Below are 18,390 nucleotides of genomic sequence, written 5' to 3' on the forward strand. Positions count from 1 at the left end.
TAACCCATGAATAGTACAAGTTGATGGAGTGCAGGCGGCGACTTCTGCGGGAACAGCACGAGCGGAAGCACCCGGACTGAGCGAAGCGAGGGAGAAGGCTGGAGCCGTGCCCGCGAAAAGCGCCCGCTGGAACGGAATCAACGGCTACTAGGAAAAGCGAGGACAAGGAACGAATTTCGTTCCTGTCCTCGCTTATCTGTGCATAAGTGGATTTTTTCAGTGCCCTCGTATTACGGGTGGTGACCGTGGTAAAGGTTATCGGTGCTGTATCTGAGGGGAAAAATCACCAAAATGCAGTACAAGCTGAGCTATTTGGTTGGTCAAAAATTAACTATAAAGCTCGAATTGCCTATATTGCTACACATAATTTAGCTTTTGTGAATCCCTATAAATGGTCTCCAGGTGTGGAGAAAAAAGTAGTAGCAAGCTTACAAAAGAATAGGGGGTACAATACGAAAACATGGCGCTTGAAGAAATCGAGTGTAGGTTATTATTATGCCCAAGAAAAAGTGAATGGTATTTGGTATAATGCAGTATATATAAATTGTAAAATAGGGTACGATCACGGTTAAAAGAATGAGCCTCAAACTAAGAGGCTTTTTTTCGTGGGAAAAATCACAAGTAATGACCATACTATACTTAATGAATCGAGGTGACATAATGGAGTCAAAAAGAGAATTGAAAAAGCGACAAAATCGTCAAAGTATGATTGAAGCAGCCCTTCTTTTATTTAGTCAAAAGCCATTTGCTGAAGTGAGTGTTCGAGATATTGCTAAGTTGGCCGAGGTTTCTCCAGCACTGATTTACAAATATTTTGATGATCAACAACATCTATTTTTAATCGCTATGCAGCAAGAAAATGAAAAACTCATCACTGAATTAAAAAAATATGACACCATTGAATCATTATCACAAGGATATTTGATTTATTTTTTCAGCAATAATACATTGTATAAGATGATGACGTATTTTATGATTTCTCCAAATAATGAGTCAGTATCAACAATTATTGTGGATGAAATGAATCAACTTTATAATTTATTTAAAGAAAATATTATGAAATTAGGTCATATAAAAAATCCTCAGCAAGAAACCGGATTACTATTTTCTACGCTAAACGGGTTTCTTATTACGTATCAAAATCTGCCTGTATTTACAAACGAGCATGCGCTCAATAAAACCTTGTCATTATTAGCTCTCTATTTAGAGCGCTTCGAAAAAAATTAAGACAAAAGAAAAATGTTAGACCATTTCTCTATTGGGTCTAACATTTTTTGCGTTCAAACAATCTATTCAACTTTTTAATAACTTATTGAGAGGTAGTAGCTTTTAAATGGGTTTTTAATATTTTACCGACGGCATTTCGAGGTAATTCATCGACAAAAATAACTTCTTTTATAGATTTATAGGAAGCCAATTTTTCTTTACTAAAAGCAATCACTTCCGCCTCAGTAAGGAGCTCATCAGGATGAAGGACGATGTATGCACGCGGTACTTCCTGCCATTTTTCATTTGGAACACCAATGACAGCAATTTCAGCAATGGCTGGATGTTGTGTCATAGCAAGTTCTAATTCAGCAGAATAAATATTTTCACCGCCACTGATAATGATATCTTTTAAGCGATCTACTACGTAGAGGAAACCATCGTTATCGATATAACCAACATCCCCAGTATAAAATGCACCATCTTGAACAACGCTATGGAAAGCTTCCTCATTTTTATAGTATCCGACAAATACCTGAGGACCAGTAAGTACAATTTCGCCGATGCTACCCTGAGGTAATTGATTCTTCGTCATACTATCACGAATTTCCAAGCCACCTTGCATGACGATTTTACCCATAGAATCAAACTTTTCAGGATGCTGTTCTTCTTTCCAAAATGTCACAGCACCAGTATATTCAGTAATACCATACACTTGATGGATAGGGATACCCATTTTTCTGAAGCCGAGAATTAATGGCGTCGGAACAGCTGAAGCACCGCAGGAAATATAACGTAATGACGAATAATCACTCGTAATCATCGGGTATGTTTTCAGCAGAAAAGCAAGCATTGTAGGTACTGTCATCATCGTTGTTATTTTTTCTTGCTCGATTAATTTCCAAGCCTCTACAGGTTGGAAATCTTCCATTAAGACCATCGTAGCACCTGTATGTACATTTGTTACGAGTGGTGCAAAACCACCGATATGGAAAAATGGAGCAATCATCAAGAAGCGGTCATTTTGCCACCAGTCAATTGTATGAGATAAACCAATGGATGCTGCTTGTAAATTATTATGAGAAAGTAAAGTACCTTTTGGGCGACCTGTTGTACCCGATGTATACATCATCAATATGGCATCATCACCACCGGTAATTTGCTGTGGTTCTTTGGCAAATGGTGCAAAAACAGATGATAGACTAGGTGAAGTACTATGAGATATATAATTTTCAACTGCTACCAGTGGTTTTAAAGCGGTGATGGCCTCTTCAAATAGACGATCAAAAACGATGAGTTTTGTATCGCTATTATTGACGATGTATTGGAGTTCAGCCACTTGTAGGCGATAGTTTAATACGACTGTTACGACACCTATTTTCGCGGCCCCAAAAAATACGGCGATTACATCCTCATTATTTTTGCAAAGTACGGCAATTTTATCCCCAGCTTGAATCGTTAGTGAAGTTAAATAGGCAGCAAAAGCATTTGCTCGATTATTCATTTGTGAAAAAGTGAATTGTTTTTCTTCGCGAATAAATCCAATTTTATCCCCCATCATGACATGGCGACTTGTTAACAACTGTCCAATATTAATACCCATCCAAAACACCCCTTGTATTAGAATAGATTACATTAGATTACATGATATTGATGCTAAAATTTCTTCTGGTAATAAAGCCTCTTCATCGTATGAATCTACGATTGCCTGTTGATAAGCAAGGAATAATTCACCCCATAAAACTTCCCATCTTCTTGCTGCTTGACGGTTGGCTTTTGTTGGCATAGCAGTTAAATCTATCTGCATAATAGCTGTGATTTCTTCACTATATTTAGCCATTATTATATGATCTAATTGTGGGAACATGGCCTGTAGGATAACTGTTAATGACGAATGTTTTTGATATTTTTGCAAATCTCGATAAACTTGCGTTAGTAAAACATTGCGTGGTCCTTCCCAAAGTTCATTGACCATACTATCTCTAAATAGTCTTGGTATAGTAGAAAAATCTTCAATCGCACCATGGCCGCCAAAAATAGAAATAGCTGTACGTAGCTGATCTACGGCCTCTTTAGAAGAATAAATTTTTTGTAATAAAATAATTTCTCTCGTTGCAAATGATTCAAGCGCTTGTGTATCGTCGTCAGCACTGTTCAAAAATCGCTCATAGATTGTAAAGGCAGTAGCGGTCATTCGTCGTGCAGCATCATTTAAATCGGCAATTTGTGCAGCAGCCATAGGGAATTCGTCGATTTTTCGATCGAAAACATGTCGAAAGCGCCCATATAATGTCGCTTCACGAGCTGCGCGCATAACAAATGCAGCGCTAGAAAAACCAATATCCAAACGAGAACGAGTGAGTACGATACTTACTGCAAGAGCGACACCACGGTTTTGTGGTCCGACACGATACGCGATAGCCCCTTCATATTCAATCTCACCCGAAGGTAATTCTGCCGTACCAATCTTCCATTTCAAACGATTTACACGGTGAGCATTTCGTTGTTCTTTGACCTGATCCCCTGGAAGCCATGTAGGAACAATAAATGTTGCAATATCACTCGTACCACCAACACGTGCTGTGACTACAGAATAATCTGCATGAATAGCTGAACAGAAAAATTTGTTGCCATATAATTTATAAGTCGTGTCATCTAATGATACGGCACGTAAAATATTGGCAGGTATATTTGAACCTCCTTGAATTTCAGACATGAATTGTGCACCGATGGCAAATTGACCATCTATCCCATTTTTTGTATGTTCATATATTTTTTTCACGTCAGTAGATACTTCATCTAAGAAGGTTTCAATAAGAGCGATTAGTCCGTCGGTACATGCGAGTGGACAAGTAATACCAGCTTCACCATTCCCTGATAAAAAAAATCTTTTGATGATTCCTTCATACGGTAGCATAGCGTTAGAGAATAGACCGTGATTGAAAATGGCCTCTGTCAGATCATGTGATTCCTGTGGGCGCACAATGCGATCGATCCGTTCATTGTAGGCATTGTAATGGCGAATTGTAGGCTGATTTTCCGGACGGGCAATTTCATTGGTCATATCGCGCCATGTAGTAGAGGTCAGTGTGACAAAGGGGCGTAATTTATCTTCAAGCATGGTATAATTTTCGCCAATAATTGTAGAAAAGAGTTGCTGTAAAAAGGGATTATCCAAGTCATTTAAGCGCTTTCTTTTTTCTATAAATGGTTTAAAAGAATAGGTAGTTTCTCGTACTAATTCTGTCATTATGAACACCTCCGTTCTTCAATACTATCAAGTATCACGTTAAAAGTAAACACTGTTCACTTTTAATTATTTTTAAAAATGGTGATTAAAGGAGAGAAATTGACTGTTACACAATAAAAAACTAGACATAGCCTATAGCTATATCTAGTTTTTTATTGTGTATAGGGTTGTACGATGGACAATAAACAAAGCCTGAATCAATGTATTTAATCGTAGTCAGCTGGTACTCGTCTTCGCTTGAGAGGCCAAGCGGAAAGTCACTTAAAAACATCATCAATATTCTTTGACAAAGTGTTGTTTATACGAGTAGTGCAAATAATGTACTGTCATTATTTACTTCTTTATAACCAAAGCCATTTTGATCCATTCTTGCGACTAAATCAGCATAATCTTCCGTTCGTTTTAACTCAATACCTACAAGAGCAGGACCGCTTTCTTTATTGTTTTTCTTCGTGTATTCAAAAGTAGTAATATCATCATCTACACCTAATACTTCACCCAAAAATTGACGAAGTGCACCAGCACGTTGTGGGAAATTGACGATGAAATAATAAAGGAGACCTTCATGAATTAAAGAACGTTCTTTAATTTCTTGCATGCGCCCAATATCATTATTCCCGCCACTAATAATACACACGATGGTTTTTCCTTTAATTTGTTCTTTATAAAAATCGAGTGCAGCAACAGGCATCGCTCCTGCCGGTTCTGCAACGATGGCATGTTTATTGTAAAGCTCTAAAATACTTGTGCAAACCTTGCCTTCGGGGACAGTAATCAAATCATCAACTAATTTGCTAGCGATGTTATATGTAATCTGCCCGACTAATTGAACGGCCGCCCCATCAATAAATTTATCAATTTTTGGTAGGTAAGTTGGTTGTTGCTGTTTAAATGCTTCTTTCATACTAGCAGCACCTGATGGTTCTACGCCAATCACTTTTGTGGTGGGTGATAAATTTTTAATATAAGTAGAGATGCCTGCAATAAGACCGCCTCCACCAATACTGCCGAAGACATAGTCAATTGGACGTTCAATATCATTCATAATTTCTACAGCAACCGTTCCTTGTCCGGCAATAATATCCGCATCATCAAAAGGATGAATGAATAAATGTTGGCCTTCCTCAGAAAATTCTTGGGCACTTCTTGCCGAATCATCAAATGTATCGCCAGCGAGAATAATAGTCACAAATTCTTTACCAAACATTTTTACTTGCTCAATTTTTTGGTTGGGTGTGGTGGTTGGCATAAAAATATGACCTGAAATACCAAGTTGTGCACAGGCATAGGCAACACCTTGTGCATGATTCCCTGCACTGGCACATACGACACCCTGTTTTTTAGCTTGTTCTTCAATGGTCTTAATCTTGTAGTAAGCGCCACGTAATTTAAACGAGCGAACATGTTGTAAATCTTCACGTTTTAAATAAACAGTGGCCCCATATTTTTCAGATAAATAATCGTTTTTTTGTAAAGGAGTGTGTGCAACGACATCCTTTAAAAATTGATGAGCGATTAGAACGTTTTCTACTGATACGGTGTTTGCTTCAGATACTGTCATAGTAGCTTTTCCTCCCATTATGTCAAAATGTATTGACTCATTGTAACATAGAAAGCTCTTTAATAATTAGTAAATTCAAAAAATTTAGCATATTTAGAAAATGAAAGCGTTTGCTCTGAAATAGCACGACATCTCTGTATAAATTTTGTGTCAATGATACAATATACAATAGAAGAAAGACTGATGAAAGGAAATGAAGTATGAACTTTTTTGATAAAATGCATGAATTAACAAATGTTCGTTTAAATGAAGTGCAAAAACAGGCCGTTCGTTATGCGGATGGTCCTTTATTGCTATTGGCTTCACCTGGTTCGGGTAAGACGACAACATTAAATATGAAAATTGGTTATTTGATGCTCGTAAAAAAAGTACCTGCCTCAAAAATTTTAGCTATTACATTTAGTAAAGCTTCAGCGAGTGATATGGAAGCGCGTTTTGAACAGTTTTTTCATACGCTGACGATGGAGCGTGTTCAGTTTTCAACGATTCATAGCTTTGCTTTTAAAATCGTACGTGAATATTTCCGTATGAATAGCATAAATTATCAACTAATTGAAGGCGAAAAGGGTAGTTATCTGCATAAACGTAATATTATACGTACTATTTTTATTGAACATCGAAAAATAGCACCAACAGAAGATGAGATGGATGAACTTCTATCCTATATAAGCTTTGCCAAAAATAAAATGGTATCAGATACAGAACTTGGGAAAATTGACTGTTCAATCGGTGAGGCAGCAAAAATATATAAGGCATATGATACATTCAAAAAGCAAAATCCACAAAATTTATTAGTGGATTTTGATGATATGTTGACTTATTGCTATGAAATATTACGAGATGATACAGTAGTGCGCCATAAATACCAACAACTCTATGATTATGTTTTGACAGACGAATCACAGGATAATTCTGTTGTGCAACATGAAATCGTTCAGATTTTAGCAGCGCCACAAAATAATCTTTGTGTCGTAGCAGACGATGATCAATCAATTTTTATGTGGCGTGGAGCAGACGTCTCTCGTTTGCTTAACTTCCAAACGATTTATGCGAACGGTAAAATAGTAACGATGGCTCAAAATTACCGCTCGACGAAGGAAATTGTAGATACAGCCAATCAATTTATTAAACGGAATAAAAATCGATATGACAAAACAATGTTTACTGAAAATCCACAGGGTAAAAAAATAGAAATTCGTAATATGCGTCGCTTTGATTTGCAACTTAATTATTTAGTGGATGAAATTCAAAAAGCAACAACACCTAAAGAGATGATTGTACTATATCGTAATAATGCCTCAGCTATTCGTTTAATTGATCAATTAGAGAAAAAAGATATCCCGTTTTATATGAAGGATGTTGATGTGAAATTTTTCCGTCACTGGATTGTGGAAGATGTGCTGAACTTTATGCGTCTATCCTATAATGATAGCCGTGTGGATATTTTAGAAAAAATCTACCCGAAGATGAATGCCTATATTAAAAAAGCACAAATCACACAGTTGCTGGCATCTAATGACCAATCATCTTGCTTTGATCAATTGCAAAAAAATATTCATGCACCCTATCAAGAACAAGCTTTACGCAAAGCAAAAAAACTGATTAAAAGCATCAATAGTATGGCACCTCAAGAAGCTATTGACGTTATTCGTAAGCAACTTGGCTACGATAAGTCTTTAAAAAATGTTGCAGAGCGACTCGGATTTAACGAAGAACACTTACTGAGCACCATTAGTCAGCTAGAGCATTTATCAGAAGGCTTACCTAATCTAGAAGCATTTGCTCAACGATTGAAAGACCTAGAAGAGATTATGCAAACTTCACGCTTCAATAAAAATGAAAATGTTGTGACTCTTTCTACACTGCATAGTTCAAAGGGACTCGAATTTGATTGTGTTTATATGATTGATTTAATCGATGGTATTATTCCTTCAAAGGAAGATATGAAGGATTTTAAAGAGGGTAACAGTGAAAAAATGGATGAAGCTGTTCGGTTGTTTTATGTAGGGATGACTCGCGCACGCCATCATTTAGAATTATTAACATATACTATGAAAGATGAGGAAAGTGTTAGCCCTTCGGCTTTTATCGATGATGTGAAAAAAATCATGCTCGGTGAGGCGGTAGGTGAGCTACAGTTAAGCGACAAAGTGTTGAAAGATGAAGTAGTACGATCCAAATCAGTCGTGACAAATAAAAGTTATCAAACGAAAAAAGTGCGCGATATACCAAAGGATGCGATTAAAAGTCGTGATGAGCTTCAACGAGGTACTGTAGTGCTGCACCAAGTGTATGATCAAGGATATGTGAAGCAAATAAATGATGAGGAAATTGAAATTATTTTCGATCATTATGGTGCAAAGAAATTTATGCTTGAATTTTGTTTGAAGCAGGGCATGTTACGACCGTTAAAAAAATAAATGACATGATTCACCAATGAACTGTCACTTCAGATAAGGAAAAAGAAAAAGCATCTTCAAAGAATTTAGGTGTAGAGCATACCTAATAACTCTTCGAAGGTGTATTTTTTATGGGATATATGAAGTTAATTCATCTGTACGTAATAGAAATACGCGTGATTAAGCTTTGTTATCCAGTCCTGTTAATAAATGTCACGCTCAAATAGAGTAACTTTTTTATGACAATTATCATATGTAAAAAATTACAGTTGTTACTTAAAAAATAATCAATATTTTTATATAATAAATGATAAAGAGGTGGCATGAATGGAACAAATTACAGTTGAACAAGTTGGCTACAGTAAAAAAGAAGAATTATGGAATGCGTTAACACATGGGTTGGGTGCTTTTTTGACGATCCCTGCAACATGGCTATTACTTCCGAAAGTAAAGGATGGCTCAAGAATTGAATTACTAAGTTATATTATTTTTGGCCTGTCGATGTTTGCACTTTATGTAGCGTCAACACTTTATCATAGTTGGCCACATCATAAAACATTTTTAAAGAAAATGGATCATAGCTCTATATTTTTATTAATAGCAGGTACATATACGCCTTTAGCACTTATTGCAATAGGTGGGACAACAGGTTGGATTATTTTTGGTATTGAATGGGGACTAGCAATAGTTGGTATTATACTCAAGCAATTTTTCGTTTATCGCTTTAAAAAAGTATCGCTGCTTGTTTATTTAGGCATGGGTTGGGTAGCTCTGTTTTTTTTCAAACCGTTACTCGCTGAAATTACGATATATGGCTGCCTTACATTAGTAGTAGGCGGTTTATGTTATACTGTCGGCACGTATTTTTATAAAAATAAAACCATCCCGTTTAATCATGCAATTTGGCATGTTTTTGTCATGGGTGGTAGTGTCGCAATGTATTGTACAGTCTATTTTTTCGTCAAATAAAACAAGCTCTGAAATCAGTGTGGCTGATTTCAGAGCTTTTTTGGTAATTAAAATGATTGTTCAAAATCTTCATGCCAACGATATGAGTAGAATCCTTCATCAGTGAACCAATTATGTTCAGCTGTATCGCCATCTTCTTCTCGCTTCGATTCTTCTTGCATCATCCAACCAGTTTGAGAAGAATGAGCTTTCATCGAATTCATTTTATGTTCTTTAACATCACGAATATCATTTGTAATATCAGGTTGACCTAGTTCTGCTAAAGTATTATTGGCAAATGCTAAACCATATAGACGTGGGCGGTCAGCTGGTGCCATGCGACGAACTGCACGAACTACTGCTTTTGCAGTTGCTTCATGATCGGGATGCACAGCATAGTTTGGATAAAAAGTCATAATTAATGAAGGATTTAATTCATCGATTAAACTTGTCATCATTTGTACCATTTTTTCATCATCTTCAAACTCAACTGTTTTATCGCGTAGGCCCATCATGCGTAAATCTTGAATGCCGATTGCTTTAGCTGATGCTTCTAATTCGGCTTTGCGGATCAGTGGAAGCGTTTCACGTGTTGCAAAAGGTGGATTACCGAGGTTACGTCCCATTTCACCAAGTGTAAGACATGCATAAGTAATGGGTACACCCGCATTGGCGTATTGTGCTAAAGTTCCTGAAGTACCAAATGCTTCATCATCTGGGTGGGGGAACACAACTAATATTTGACTCTCTTTTTGTTGTAACATGTTTAAATCCTCCTAGTATGCAAACGGTGTTTCACTAATTTCTAGTGCAACCGCAAGCTTTCCTTCATAATCCAAACCAGCCATTAATAGGCGACCTTGGCCATCCAATTCAAAATGTGTAATTCCTTGCGCATAAGTCCAACCACCATTAGCTAGTTTTAGGCCTACGCGGTGAGGGGCCTCACCAGAAACTTTACCAAGTTCATAGTTGACGACGATATTGCGAATGAATGCACCTGCATTGAAGATTTTTTCATCAAAGTGTGATGCGTAAGCACCATTAGTAGTTTCTAAATGTATATAAATATCTTTACCTGCAAACGAATCGATATACTGTTGTAATGTAGCTAAATTTACGATTTCCATTAATATCTTCCCTTCAAAAAACTTTCTCCTACATATTATAAGGCTGTCGAACTATAATTGCGATTTGTATGCTTGCTAAAATAGAATGATTTTTTTAACGCAAGAAAAAACATCTTCACAAAAGGAAGATGTTTTTTGTTAAATTGCACGATATTTTTTTAAACCGAGCATATTTAATAGTAAGAAAATCGCGGAAAAACCGAGTAGTATTAATAGATCTAACCAAATATCTGAAAAACCAAATCCTTTGTACATAACACCATTTAATGCATCAGCAACATAATACATTGGCATAATTCGTCCAAGTCCTTGTAGCCATTCTGCCATATTATCTAATGGGAAAATACCTGAAAAGAACACTTGTGGAACAATAACCAGTGGGATAAATTGTACCATTTGAAACTCGGTGGCAGCAAAACTGGATAAAAATGTACCAAGTGATAATGCTACAAGTGCAACGATAATACAAATCAAAAATACATAGCCAATTGAACCAACCGACTCAATCTTCAGTACATAGACAGCATATAAAACGATGATGATCGTTTGTATTAAAGCGAAAAAACCAAAACCGATAATATAACCTAGAATAATCTCTCCACGTTTGATGGGTGTTGCTAGAAGACGTTCCAAAGTACCGGTAGTTCGCTCTTTTAATAGAGCCATTCCTGCGATTAAAAAGACGAAGAAGAAGACAAAGAATCCGATAAGCATCGGACTAAAAATATCAAAAACCTTCGTATTTTTATCACCGTATACATAAGTGGTCGCCATTTTCTGCTTTTGAGGTTGCATGGATAAAGAAGCAATCGCCATCTCAACTGCTTTAGAGCTACTAGGTTCTGCATTTAATAGATAGAGTTTAGAAGGGTTTTTAAACTCTAACCAAGCAGCATATTCAGATGATTTCAATTTGGATTCACTATATTGATCTTTTTCAACAATGGTTAAAGATGTTTTTTTAAGTTGTTCAACGACTGTAGGTTGAGCATTTGTCACAACTAGAGTTGTTTTAGGATCATCGCTTTCAAAAATGAAATACATTAAAGTTAAAACGAGCATTGGCGCCAAAAATAATAATGCTAAGGTACGTTTATCGCGTTTTAACTGATTAATGATTCGTTTAACCATAGCTAAGGTTTTCATTGGGTTTCACCGCCCGCTTGCAAAAATACTTCATCTAAATCAGCAGCGTTAAACTGTTGTTTTAAGTCAAATGGTGTACCTGTTGCAATAATCGAGCCTTCGCGTAACATCGCAATTTCATCACATTTTTCAGCTTCATCCATGGCATGTGTTGTGACGAAAATTGTTTTACCTTGATTTTTTAATTGTGTAAGTTCCTGCCATATTTTTAATTTAAGAAGGGGGTCAATGCCAACTGTTGGCTCATCTAGTATGAGCAAAGGGGGATCTTGAATAAGAGCGATAGCAAGAGATAATCTCCGCTTCATCCCACCAGAGTAGTCTTCTACTTTTTTAGATAGATGATCAGCTAAATCTACAATATTTGAGGCATAGGTGATTCTGTCTTGTAATTCTTTTTTTGACATAGCATACATTTTTCCAAAGAACTCAAGATTCTCTTGTCCTGTTAAATCAGTATAGAGTGCATCAGCTTGCGCCATATAACCAATATCATGAAGTAGCTGTTTATTCGGTACTTTTTTATTTAATGCAGTCACTGTACCTGTATCAGATTTTAACATCCCCATAATCATTTTGATTAATGTTGTTTTTCCTCCTCCAGAAGGACCTATTAATGCAAATAAAATACCAGTTCGGACTTGTAAACTCAGTTCATTAATCACAATAGTTTGCTTAAATTTTTTAGAACTGTTGGTGAGTTCAACTGCAAATTTCATTGAATACATCTCCTTTTATAAACTAAAAAACTTCTGCTTGGATAACTACTACCCGAAACAGAAGCTTTTTAGTTTAAAAAGTTGAAGATTTAGCGATTTTCTTAATTGTTACTTCTGGAGCACCAAATTTATTTTTAGCGGCATGTAGTACTGGACCAACGAATTGGTTGAGTTTCCAGCCGTGCTCAATTCCTGCAGCCACAAATTCCTTCGCTTCAATAACGGCCTCTTGAACGCTGAGACCCAATGCTAAATTGGCGGTAATCGCAGCAGCAAATGTACAACCAGCGCCGTGATTATAAGTTGAATCAACTTTCGCTGTTTCTAATAAATAATGGTCATGACCATCAAAGAATAAATCAAAGGCTTTGTGATGATCGATGCCCCGCCCGCCTTTGATGACAATATTTTTAGCGCCTAAAGAGTAAATTTTCTCTGCAGCAGTTTGCATTTCAGCAATTGTTTTAGGCGTTTTAATACCGGCAAGTTGGCCCGCCTCGAAAAGATTTGGTGTAGTGACAGTTGCCAGTGGGAGCAAATAGTTAATCATAGCATCAACATTACCAGGGTTTAATACTTCATCTTCCCCTTTGCACACCATAACTGGATCGATGACAATATTTTTTACAGCAGACTGTTTGATTTCTTCACCAACAGCTACAATCATTTCTTCCGTGGATAACATCCCTGTTTTTAGTGCATCTACACCTGTTGAAAACGTGGTTTTTAATTGAGCTTTTACGACATCTAGTGGCAATGTGTAAACGCCATGAGACCAATTGTCATCAGGGTCCATTGTTGCGATGACTGTTACGGCAGCAAGACCGTATGTGCCGTGTGCTTCAAAAGCTTTAAGGTCAGCTTCTAAGCCAGCACCACCTGAAGCGTCGGAACCAGCAATTGTTAATGTTTTATTTAATGACATTGAAATCTCTCCTTTAAATTAATAATCTGAATAATTTTATTCTAATACTAAACTGACTAGAATAACATAGTCAAAACGCTTATTTTTGATAGGGTCAGTTTAATAAAATCGAACTTTTTATCAATTGTAACGTATAATAAACGATATGAATTTTAAAAGAGGGGTTTTTACAGTGTTTAAAAAAATGAAATGGTTGCTAGGAATCGGGCTTGTTGCCATTGTCATCGCAACGATATTTTTCACTAAAATGTTTTTTGAGAGCAATGAAAAACAAACCGTTAGCGCAGTCGTTGAACAAATTAGTAATTTAAACGAACTGACAACGGCAGAGGCCTATACAAAAGTCGTCATAGAACGTGAAAATAATAAGCTTTTTGGTAAGGAAATTAGCGTCGATTTTCCAGGTACGAAACAAAATATTCTCGTTGTCATTCCCGGACATGTCAAAAGTGGGGTCGATTTAAGTGGCTTAACAGCAGAGGATGTCAAAATTAATGAGGAGAAAAAAACGATTGAATTGACAATTCCAAAACCAAAAATAATGGGTGAGCCATCGTTGGAATTAACAAAAGTAAAAGTTTTTTCATCCGAGGGATTATTTAGGGATGAGGCGACTGTTAAAGAAGGATATAGTTTAGCAAATGAGGCACAGGAAGAAATGGTGAAAGAAGCCGTTGCCAATGGTTTGTTAGAGCAAGCAGCAATAAATGCTAAAAAATCATTAAAAGATATGTTTAGTCTCGTAAACTATAAAGCAACAATCACAATTAAATAAGTAGTGAAAATTTTTCACTATGCTAAACGTACGTCAATACAAATGCTATCTTGTAATGATGTCGTTTTTTTTTATATGGAGGACAACAAATGAATTGGCTTTATAGAATGTTCATTTATAATGGAAGAATAGAGTATTTGACTACGATAAAAGGAGAATTTAATGATTTTACCAAAAAATATACATCATTCTTGGCAGGATTTTTTGACGAAAACGATTCTTGTGGAGTTAGATAAAATTGAATTACAGCTGGGCGTAAATTACAATCCGAGCGATGAAGCAATCATATTACGTTTTTTAACGATTGATCTCGATGCGGTAAAAGTAATATGGCTTGGACAAGATGTATATCCGGCAAAGGGTGTGGCAACTGGTCGTTCATTTGAAGTAGGCGATTTACATGATTGGCTCGCTCCATATCGTCAAACATCGATGAAAAATATTATTCGCCTCGTGCATAAAAATATGACGGGTATTCAAACATATCGTGCTATTAAAAAATATGCAGAAATTAAAGAAGAGATAAGGAATGGACAATTTACGATTAAGCCACCAAGCGAATGGTATGAATCATTAGAATCGCAAGGCGTGTTATTCTTAAATACATCATTTACTTGTGAGGTCGATAAGCCGAATTCCCATAAGGACATATGGGCTGTTTTTTCACAGCAGGTGCTCGCTTATATAGGGCAACGAAATCCACATATTAAGTGGTTTTTATGGGGCAGAGAAGCACAACAAATGCGTCAATATATCGTTCGTGGTCATTTTTATGAAAGCCGTCACCCCGCACGCGTCAGTGAAGAAAATGAGGATGATTTTTTGAAATTTACTGGTTTTGAAGCGACAAAGAACACGATTAACTGGTTGGGCTAAGTTATGACAGATGAATGACCGGAAAATTGAAGTTTTTATGAATAGTGAAAGATGAACTTTCAAGTCGTTTGAAAGGATGGTAAATTTAATGATGAAGGGTCGTAAACAATGTGAAACCAAATTGTTTTTCATGTAAGTATTTTATGGTAACTTGGCAGCCGCAAATGCCAAGAGCATGTAAAGCGTATGGCTTTAAGACAAGAGAAATTCCATCGAATGTCGTGAAGCGTTCGTCAGGAATGGACTGTTTAAAATATGAAGAAAAACAGAAGGGACCGATTCGATGATATCTTATGACATGATTATTGCAGAAATCAAGCAGCATGCGGCGACAGCACAAACAGCGGTCAGCGATCATGAAAAGCGTGAAAGCTTATCAGCAATTCGTGCGTTATGTGACTTAGCTTTGCATACGAATACAACATCAAATACTGCATCAACAGTAATGCCAACACAACCACAGCAAATGCAAGTAATTTCAAATCACCAAACAACGACACCGACAGAAGGTAATAGATTACAGGAAAAGGGCGCGAATGGCGACTCGATTTTTGATTTTTAAAGGAGATGTAAAATAGGATGAAACGTTTTATAATGACCGGTGGAATAATTGCTTTATTAGCAGTAGCTTTAGGCGCTTTTGGAGCACATGCTTTAGAAGATGTATTAACAAAAAATGATTATGTTGATGTGTGGGAAACAGGTGTCACGTATCAAATGTCTCATGGGATTGGTCTTATACTGATTGGTATTTTAATGAGTAAAAATCTATTAGGTGATGTCAAAATACTAAGATGGGCTGGGAACTTACTAGTAGTTGGAACTCTATTATTCTCTGGTAGTCTTTATGTTTTATCATTGTCAGGAATTAAAGTTTTAGGGGCAATTACACCAATCGGTGGCGTTTGTTTTCTTGCTGGATGGCTCCTTGTAATCATCGCAGCTAAAAAATTCGCTAAATAATAAAATGAAGACGTTAAGATTATACAGTCCTTTCTGAGTTTAGAGCAGGCGTGAATCAGAAATATAGTCTATGACGAGTTGGATATCTACTTGTTTGTGGAACGCTGGATTTTATTAGAAGGGCGTCACTTTAATGAAGGAATGATTGGTAAATATGGCTTTTGGCCATACTATCTGTCATTCCTTTTTTTAGTCAGGGGCAATTAATTAACCAGGCCATTGAGTGAAATAAATTAGTTGATCTCCTAGTTTTACTGTACTATATTTTTCTTTGTCAAAAATAGTAGGTTTTTCGTGGAAAATAGAAGGGCTAAATAGTATTTTAAAAGGATAAATTTATTTCATAACATGTTATTTAGGTGGAATACGGGGTATTATTCAATAAAATAACCTCTGAGAAGGCGTTAAGAAAGAAGTGAGAACATGCGATTTGTATTTAACCTCGAAGAAACGATTTCCTTTAACGGAAAAATCGTCTCACCTTATCTAACGGAAATGCTCACTTTTTTAGCAGAGCAAGGTCACGAAACAATATTTGTATCATCAAAATCAATACGCGATATGATGGCTTTATTAAACAAACGTTTTCATCATAATAAATTAATTGGAGGTAATGGTGCAGTCATTTGCTATAGAGGAAATGTCGAGCAAATCGTCGCCTTTTCGACTGCATTATTTACTCAATTAAAAGAGATTATTTTGAAATATGATGCTACTTATTTAATTGAAAGTGATTGGGATTATGCTTATACTGGGGGAGCGTATCATCGAATTATAAACTTTGTTGATCCATTCAAACTAGCTGAGAATTTGCCAATAGATGCCATTCCAAACGCTTGGAAAATCACTATTTTAAGTGCTTCTAATCGTCAGGGAATGATAAAAGAATTGCATACTTTAAAAATTAATATGAAGCTCATCGATGATGGTGAAATGATTGAAATGACGCCACCTGGGTTAAATAAATGGAATTCTTTACGAACGCTAGGCGTACAAAAACGCAATTATGTCGTTTTTGGTAGGGATGATGATGATGTCTCGATGTTTGATCATGCACAATATACTGTATTGATTGGGAAAAACCCAATGCTTCAACAATATGCAGATGAAGTAGTGGAGATCGATGAGCGCATCGAACCAAAAATTGTGGAAACCTGTAAAAAATTAAGTGTTAAATATGCAGTAAGATAAAAAAGAAGAGGCTGAGCCAAAATCTTAGCCAACATTAAAGGGCTATATATATTTTCATTTTGGGCGATACTTTTCTCAGGAGCGGCTTCATCTAATTTATGTATGAAGGGCAACAAAATTAAGAGAATATACAGTGAGGCTCTAAAAGCTTTCCACCTAATTTATAAAAATATATACAAAAAGAGCCTGGGATAGAACAAAAATAGTATGTCTCCAATACGAATAATCAAATCAATTGAACGCGCTGAAAACGACTCCTGCGGGAATGGAGTGAAATGAATAATCCCGTATGATTCCGAAAAATCATACGGGATTTTTTCTATTGAAAATACGTTTGTCTCAGGCTCTTTTTTATTTTGAATCAACCGATTCTTTTTTTATCATTTAATGGCAAGCATTTTGCGTAATTTATCTTCATCTAAAATATTACCAACGAAAAATTCACCAAATTCAGCATAACGAGCTGATACTTCATCGAAGCGCATTTCATATATGAGTTTTTTAAATTCTAATACGTCGTTAGCAAATAAAGTAACACCCCATTCATGGTCATCAAAACCGATTGAACCAGAGATGATTTGTTTTACTTTACCCGCATAGCTACGCCCAATTAGACCGTGGCTACGCATCATATCACGACGAGCATCCATATCAAGCATATACCAGTTTGCGCCTTTTTGACGACGTTTGTCCATTGGATAGAAACATACATGATTCCAACGTGGTAACTCAGGATAAAGACGAGAGCGTACATGTGGATTTTCATATGGGTCTTCTACAGGTGCATCGCTATCAGCATTTTTCTTAGACGCTAAATAGTTAGAAAGCTCAACAACCGATACATATGAATAAGTAGGAACGGTAAAGTCTGCAATCATTAATTTATTAAAATCTGTTTCAAGCTCATTTAACTCTTCCATCGTTTCGCGTAAAGTCATAATCATGAAATCTGCTTTTTGACCAACGATTGAATAGATTGCGTGTGAACCAGTTTTCGCTAGATCTGCTTCATTTAATCGTTCTAAGTATTGTAAAAATTCTTCGACGGCTTCTGTGCGCTCTTTTTTAGAGACAAGTTTCCAAGAAGTCCAATCCATCGAACGGAACTCGTGTAAAACATACCAGCCATCAAGTGTTTGTGCTGCTTCAATCATTTTAGAACACTCCTTTTAATGAGATTCATTCTGCTATATTATAGCATTGAATAGTAGGAATACGCAGAAACAAATCACCTATTCACTAATTTGACACGAAGCCTGTTTTTTTGCCGAATACAGCAAAAAAGAGTTCCGAAATACAGT

Annotated in this window: 19 protein-coding genes; 10 read left to right on the top strand and 9 right to left on the bottom strand. The window is 36.3% G+C overall.

What is annotated here, in order from left to right:
* Positions 1-245: 245 nt before the first annotated feature.
* On the top strand, positions 246-572 hold the full coding sequence (locus DEX24_RS15445) for a hypothetical protein (protein ID WP_109307292.1): 327 nt from the start codon (positions 246-248) through the stop codon (positions 570-572).
* 88 nt (positions 573-660) lie between these two features.
* On the top strand, positions 661-1,227 hold the full coding sequence (locus tag DEX24_RS15450) for a TetR/AcrR family transcriptional regulator (protein WP_170112968.1): 567 nt from the start codon (positions 661-663) through the stop codon (positions 1,225-1,227).
* Positions 1,228-1,309: 82 nt separating this feature from the next.
* On the opposite strand, the gene DEX24_RS15455 is transcribed toward DEX24_RS15450, so the two are convergent.
* The 3 genes from DEX24_RS15455 to ilvA form a co-directional block, all read right to left on the bottom strand.
* Positions 1,310-2,809, bottom strand: coding sequence for a class I adenylate-forming enzyme family protein (locus tag DEX24_RS15455; protein WP_109307294.1), 1,500 nt, complete (start codon positions 2,807-2,809; stop codon positions 1,310-1,312).
* Between the two features lie 27 nt (positions 2,810-2,836).
* Positions 2,837-4,456 carry an acyl-CoA dehydrogenase family protein gene (locus tag DEX24_RS15460; RefSeq protein ID WP_109307295.1) on the bottom strand — a complete coding sequence of 540 codons (1,620 nt, stop codon included), beginning with the start codon at positions 4,454-4,456 and terminating at the stop codon, positions 2,837-2,839.
* A gap of 298 nt (positions 4,457-4,754) precedes the next feature.
* The gene (gene ilvA, locus DEX24_RS15465; RefSeq protein ID WP_109307296.1) at positions 4,755-6,017 is read right to left on the bottom strand and encodes a threonine ammonia-lyase IlvA; all 1,263 of its coding nucleotides are present in this window, start codon (positions 6,015-6,017) and stop codon (positions 4,755-4,757) included.
* A 200-nt stretch (positions 6,018-6,217) separates the two neighbouring features.
* Between ilvA and DEX24_RS15470 the strand changes: the two genes are divergently transcribed.
* Both DEX24_RS15470 and trhA read left to right on the top strand, forming a co-directional pair.
* Positions 6,218-8,437 carry an ATP-dependent helicase gene (locus DEX24_RS15470; protein WP_109307297.1) on the top strand — a complete coding sequence of 740 codons (2,220 nt, stop codon included), beginning with the start codon at positions 6,218-6,220 and terminating at the stop codon, positions 8,435-8,437.
* A gap of 306 nt (positions 8,438-8,743) precedes the next feature.
* Positions 8,744-9,385 (top strand): PAQR family membrane homeostasis protein TrhA, encoded by a 642-nt coding sequence (gene trhA, locus DEX24_RS15475; RefSeq protein ID WP_109307298.1) that lies wholly within the window; start codon positions 8,744-8,746, stop codon positions 9,383-9,385.
* Positions 9,386-9,432: 47 nt separating this feature from the next.
* Here trhA and bshB2 read toward each other — a convergent pair whose 3' ends face one another.
* From bshB2 to thiD, 5 genes are all read right to left on the bottom strand, one after another.
* The gene (gene bshB2, locus DEX24_RS15480; RefSeq protein WP_109307299.1) at positions 9,433-10,128 is read right to left on the bottom strand and encodes a bacillithiol biosynthesis deacetylase BshB2; all 696 of its coding nucleotides are present in this window, start codon (positions 10,126-10,128) and stop codon (positions 9,433-9,435) included.
* Between the two features lie 12 nt (positions 10,129-10,140).
* Positions 10,141-10,494, bottom strand: a complete 354-nt coding sequence (locus tag DEX24_RS15485; RefSeq protein ID WP_109307300.1) for a YojF family protein — start codon at positions 10,492-10,494, stop codon at positions 10,141-10,143.
* A 138-nt stretch (positions 10,495-10,632) separates the two neighbouring features.
* A complete protein-coding gene (locus DEX24_RS15490) occupies positions 10,633-11,640 on the bottom strand; it encodes an ABC transporter permease (protein WP_109307301.1) in 1,008 nt (335 codons plus the stop codon).
* Complete coding sequence (locus tag DEX24_RS15495) at positions 11,637-12,359, bottom strand: ABC transporter ATP-binding protein (protein ID WP_109307302.1); 723 nt, start codon at positions 12,357-12,359, stop codon at positions 11,637-11,639. Before DEX24_RS15495 ends, DEX24_RS15490 begins: the two co-directional genes overlap by 4 nt.
* Before the next feature lie 73 nt (positions 12,360-12,432).
* Entirely contained in the window at positions 12,433-13,284 is an 852-nt protein-coding gene (gene thiD, locus DEX24_RS15500; protein ID WP_109307303.1) for a bifunctional hydroxymethylpyrimidine kinase/phosphomethylpyrimidine kinase, read from the bottom strand.
* 172 nt (positions 13,285-13,456) lie between these two features.
* Here thiD and DEX24_RS15505 point away from each other — a divergent pair, with 172 nt between their 5' ends.
* The 6 genes from DEX24_RS15505 (at position 13,457) to DEX24_RS15530 (ending at position 17,089) form a co-directional block, all read left to right on the top strand.
* On the top strand, positions 13,457-14,059 hold the full coding sequence (locus DEX24_RS15505; RefSeq protein ID WP_170112969.1) for a DUF4230 domain-containing protein: 603 nt from the start codon (positions 13,457-13,459) through the stop codon (positions 14,057-14,059).
* A gap of 162 nt (positions 14,060-14,221) precedes the next feature.
* Positions 14,222-14,935, top strand: a complete 714-nt coding sequence (locus DEX24_RS15510) for a uracil-DNA glycosylase (RefSeq protein WP_109307305.1) — start codon at positions 14,222-14,224, stop codon at positions 14,933-14,935.
* A gap of 110 nt (positions 14,936-15,045) precedes the next feature.
* On the top strand, positions 15,046-15,222 hold the full coding sequence (locus DEX24_RS17575) for a uracil-DNA glycosylase (RefSeq protein ID WP_109307306.1): 177 nt from the start codon (positions 15,046-15,048) through the stop codon (positions 15,220-15,222).
* Positions 15,219-15,497: a DUF5327 family protein gene (locus tag DEX24_RS15520; RefSeq protein WP_109307307.1), complete on the top strand. Its 279-nt coding sequence runs from the start codon at positions 15,219-15,221 to the stop codon at positions 15,495-15,497. The genes DEX24_RS17575 and DEX24_RS15520 overlap by 4 nt, the downstream gene beginning before the upstream one ends.
* 17 nt (positions 15,498-15,514) lie before the next feature.
* Positions 15,515-15,898, top strand: a complete 384-nt coding sequence (locus tag DEX24_RS15525) for a DUF423 domain-containing protein (RefSeq protein WP_109307308.1) — start codon at positions 15,515-15,517, stop codon at positions 15,896-15,898.
* Between the two features lie 423 nt (positions 15,899-16,321).
* Positions 16,322-17,089: an HAD hydrolase family protein gene (locus DEX24_RS15530; RefSeq protein WP_109307309.1), complete on the top strand. Its 768-nt coding sequence runs from the start codon at positions 16,322-16,324 to the stop codon at positions 17,087-17,089.
* 380 nt (positions 17,090-17,469) lie between these two features.
* On the opposite strand, the gene hemQ is transcribed toward DEX24_RS15530, so the two are convergent.
* Positions 17,470-18,243, bottom strand: coding sequence for a hydrogen peroxide-dependent heme synthase (gene hemQ, locus DEX24_RS15535; RefSeq protein ID WP_109307310.1), 774 nt, complete (start codon positions 18,241-18,243; stop codon positions 17,470-17,472).
* Positions 18,244-18,390 lie beyond the last annotated feature (147 nt).

Origin of the sequence: Kurthia sibirica (assembly GCF_003143975.1) — a bacterium.
Taxonomy (GTDB): domain Bacteria; phylum Bacillota; class Bacilli; order Bacillales_A; family Planococcaceae; genus Kurthia; species Kurthia sibirica.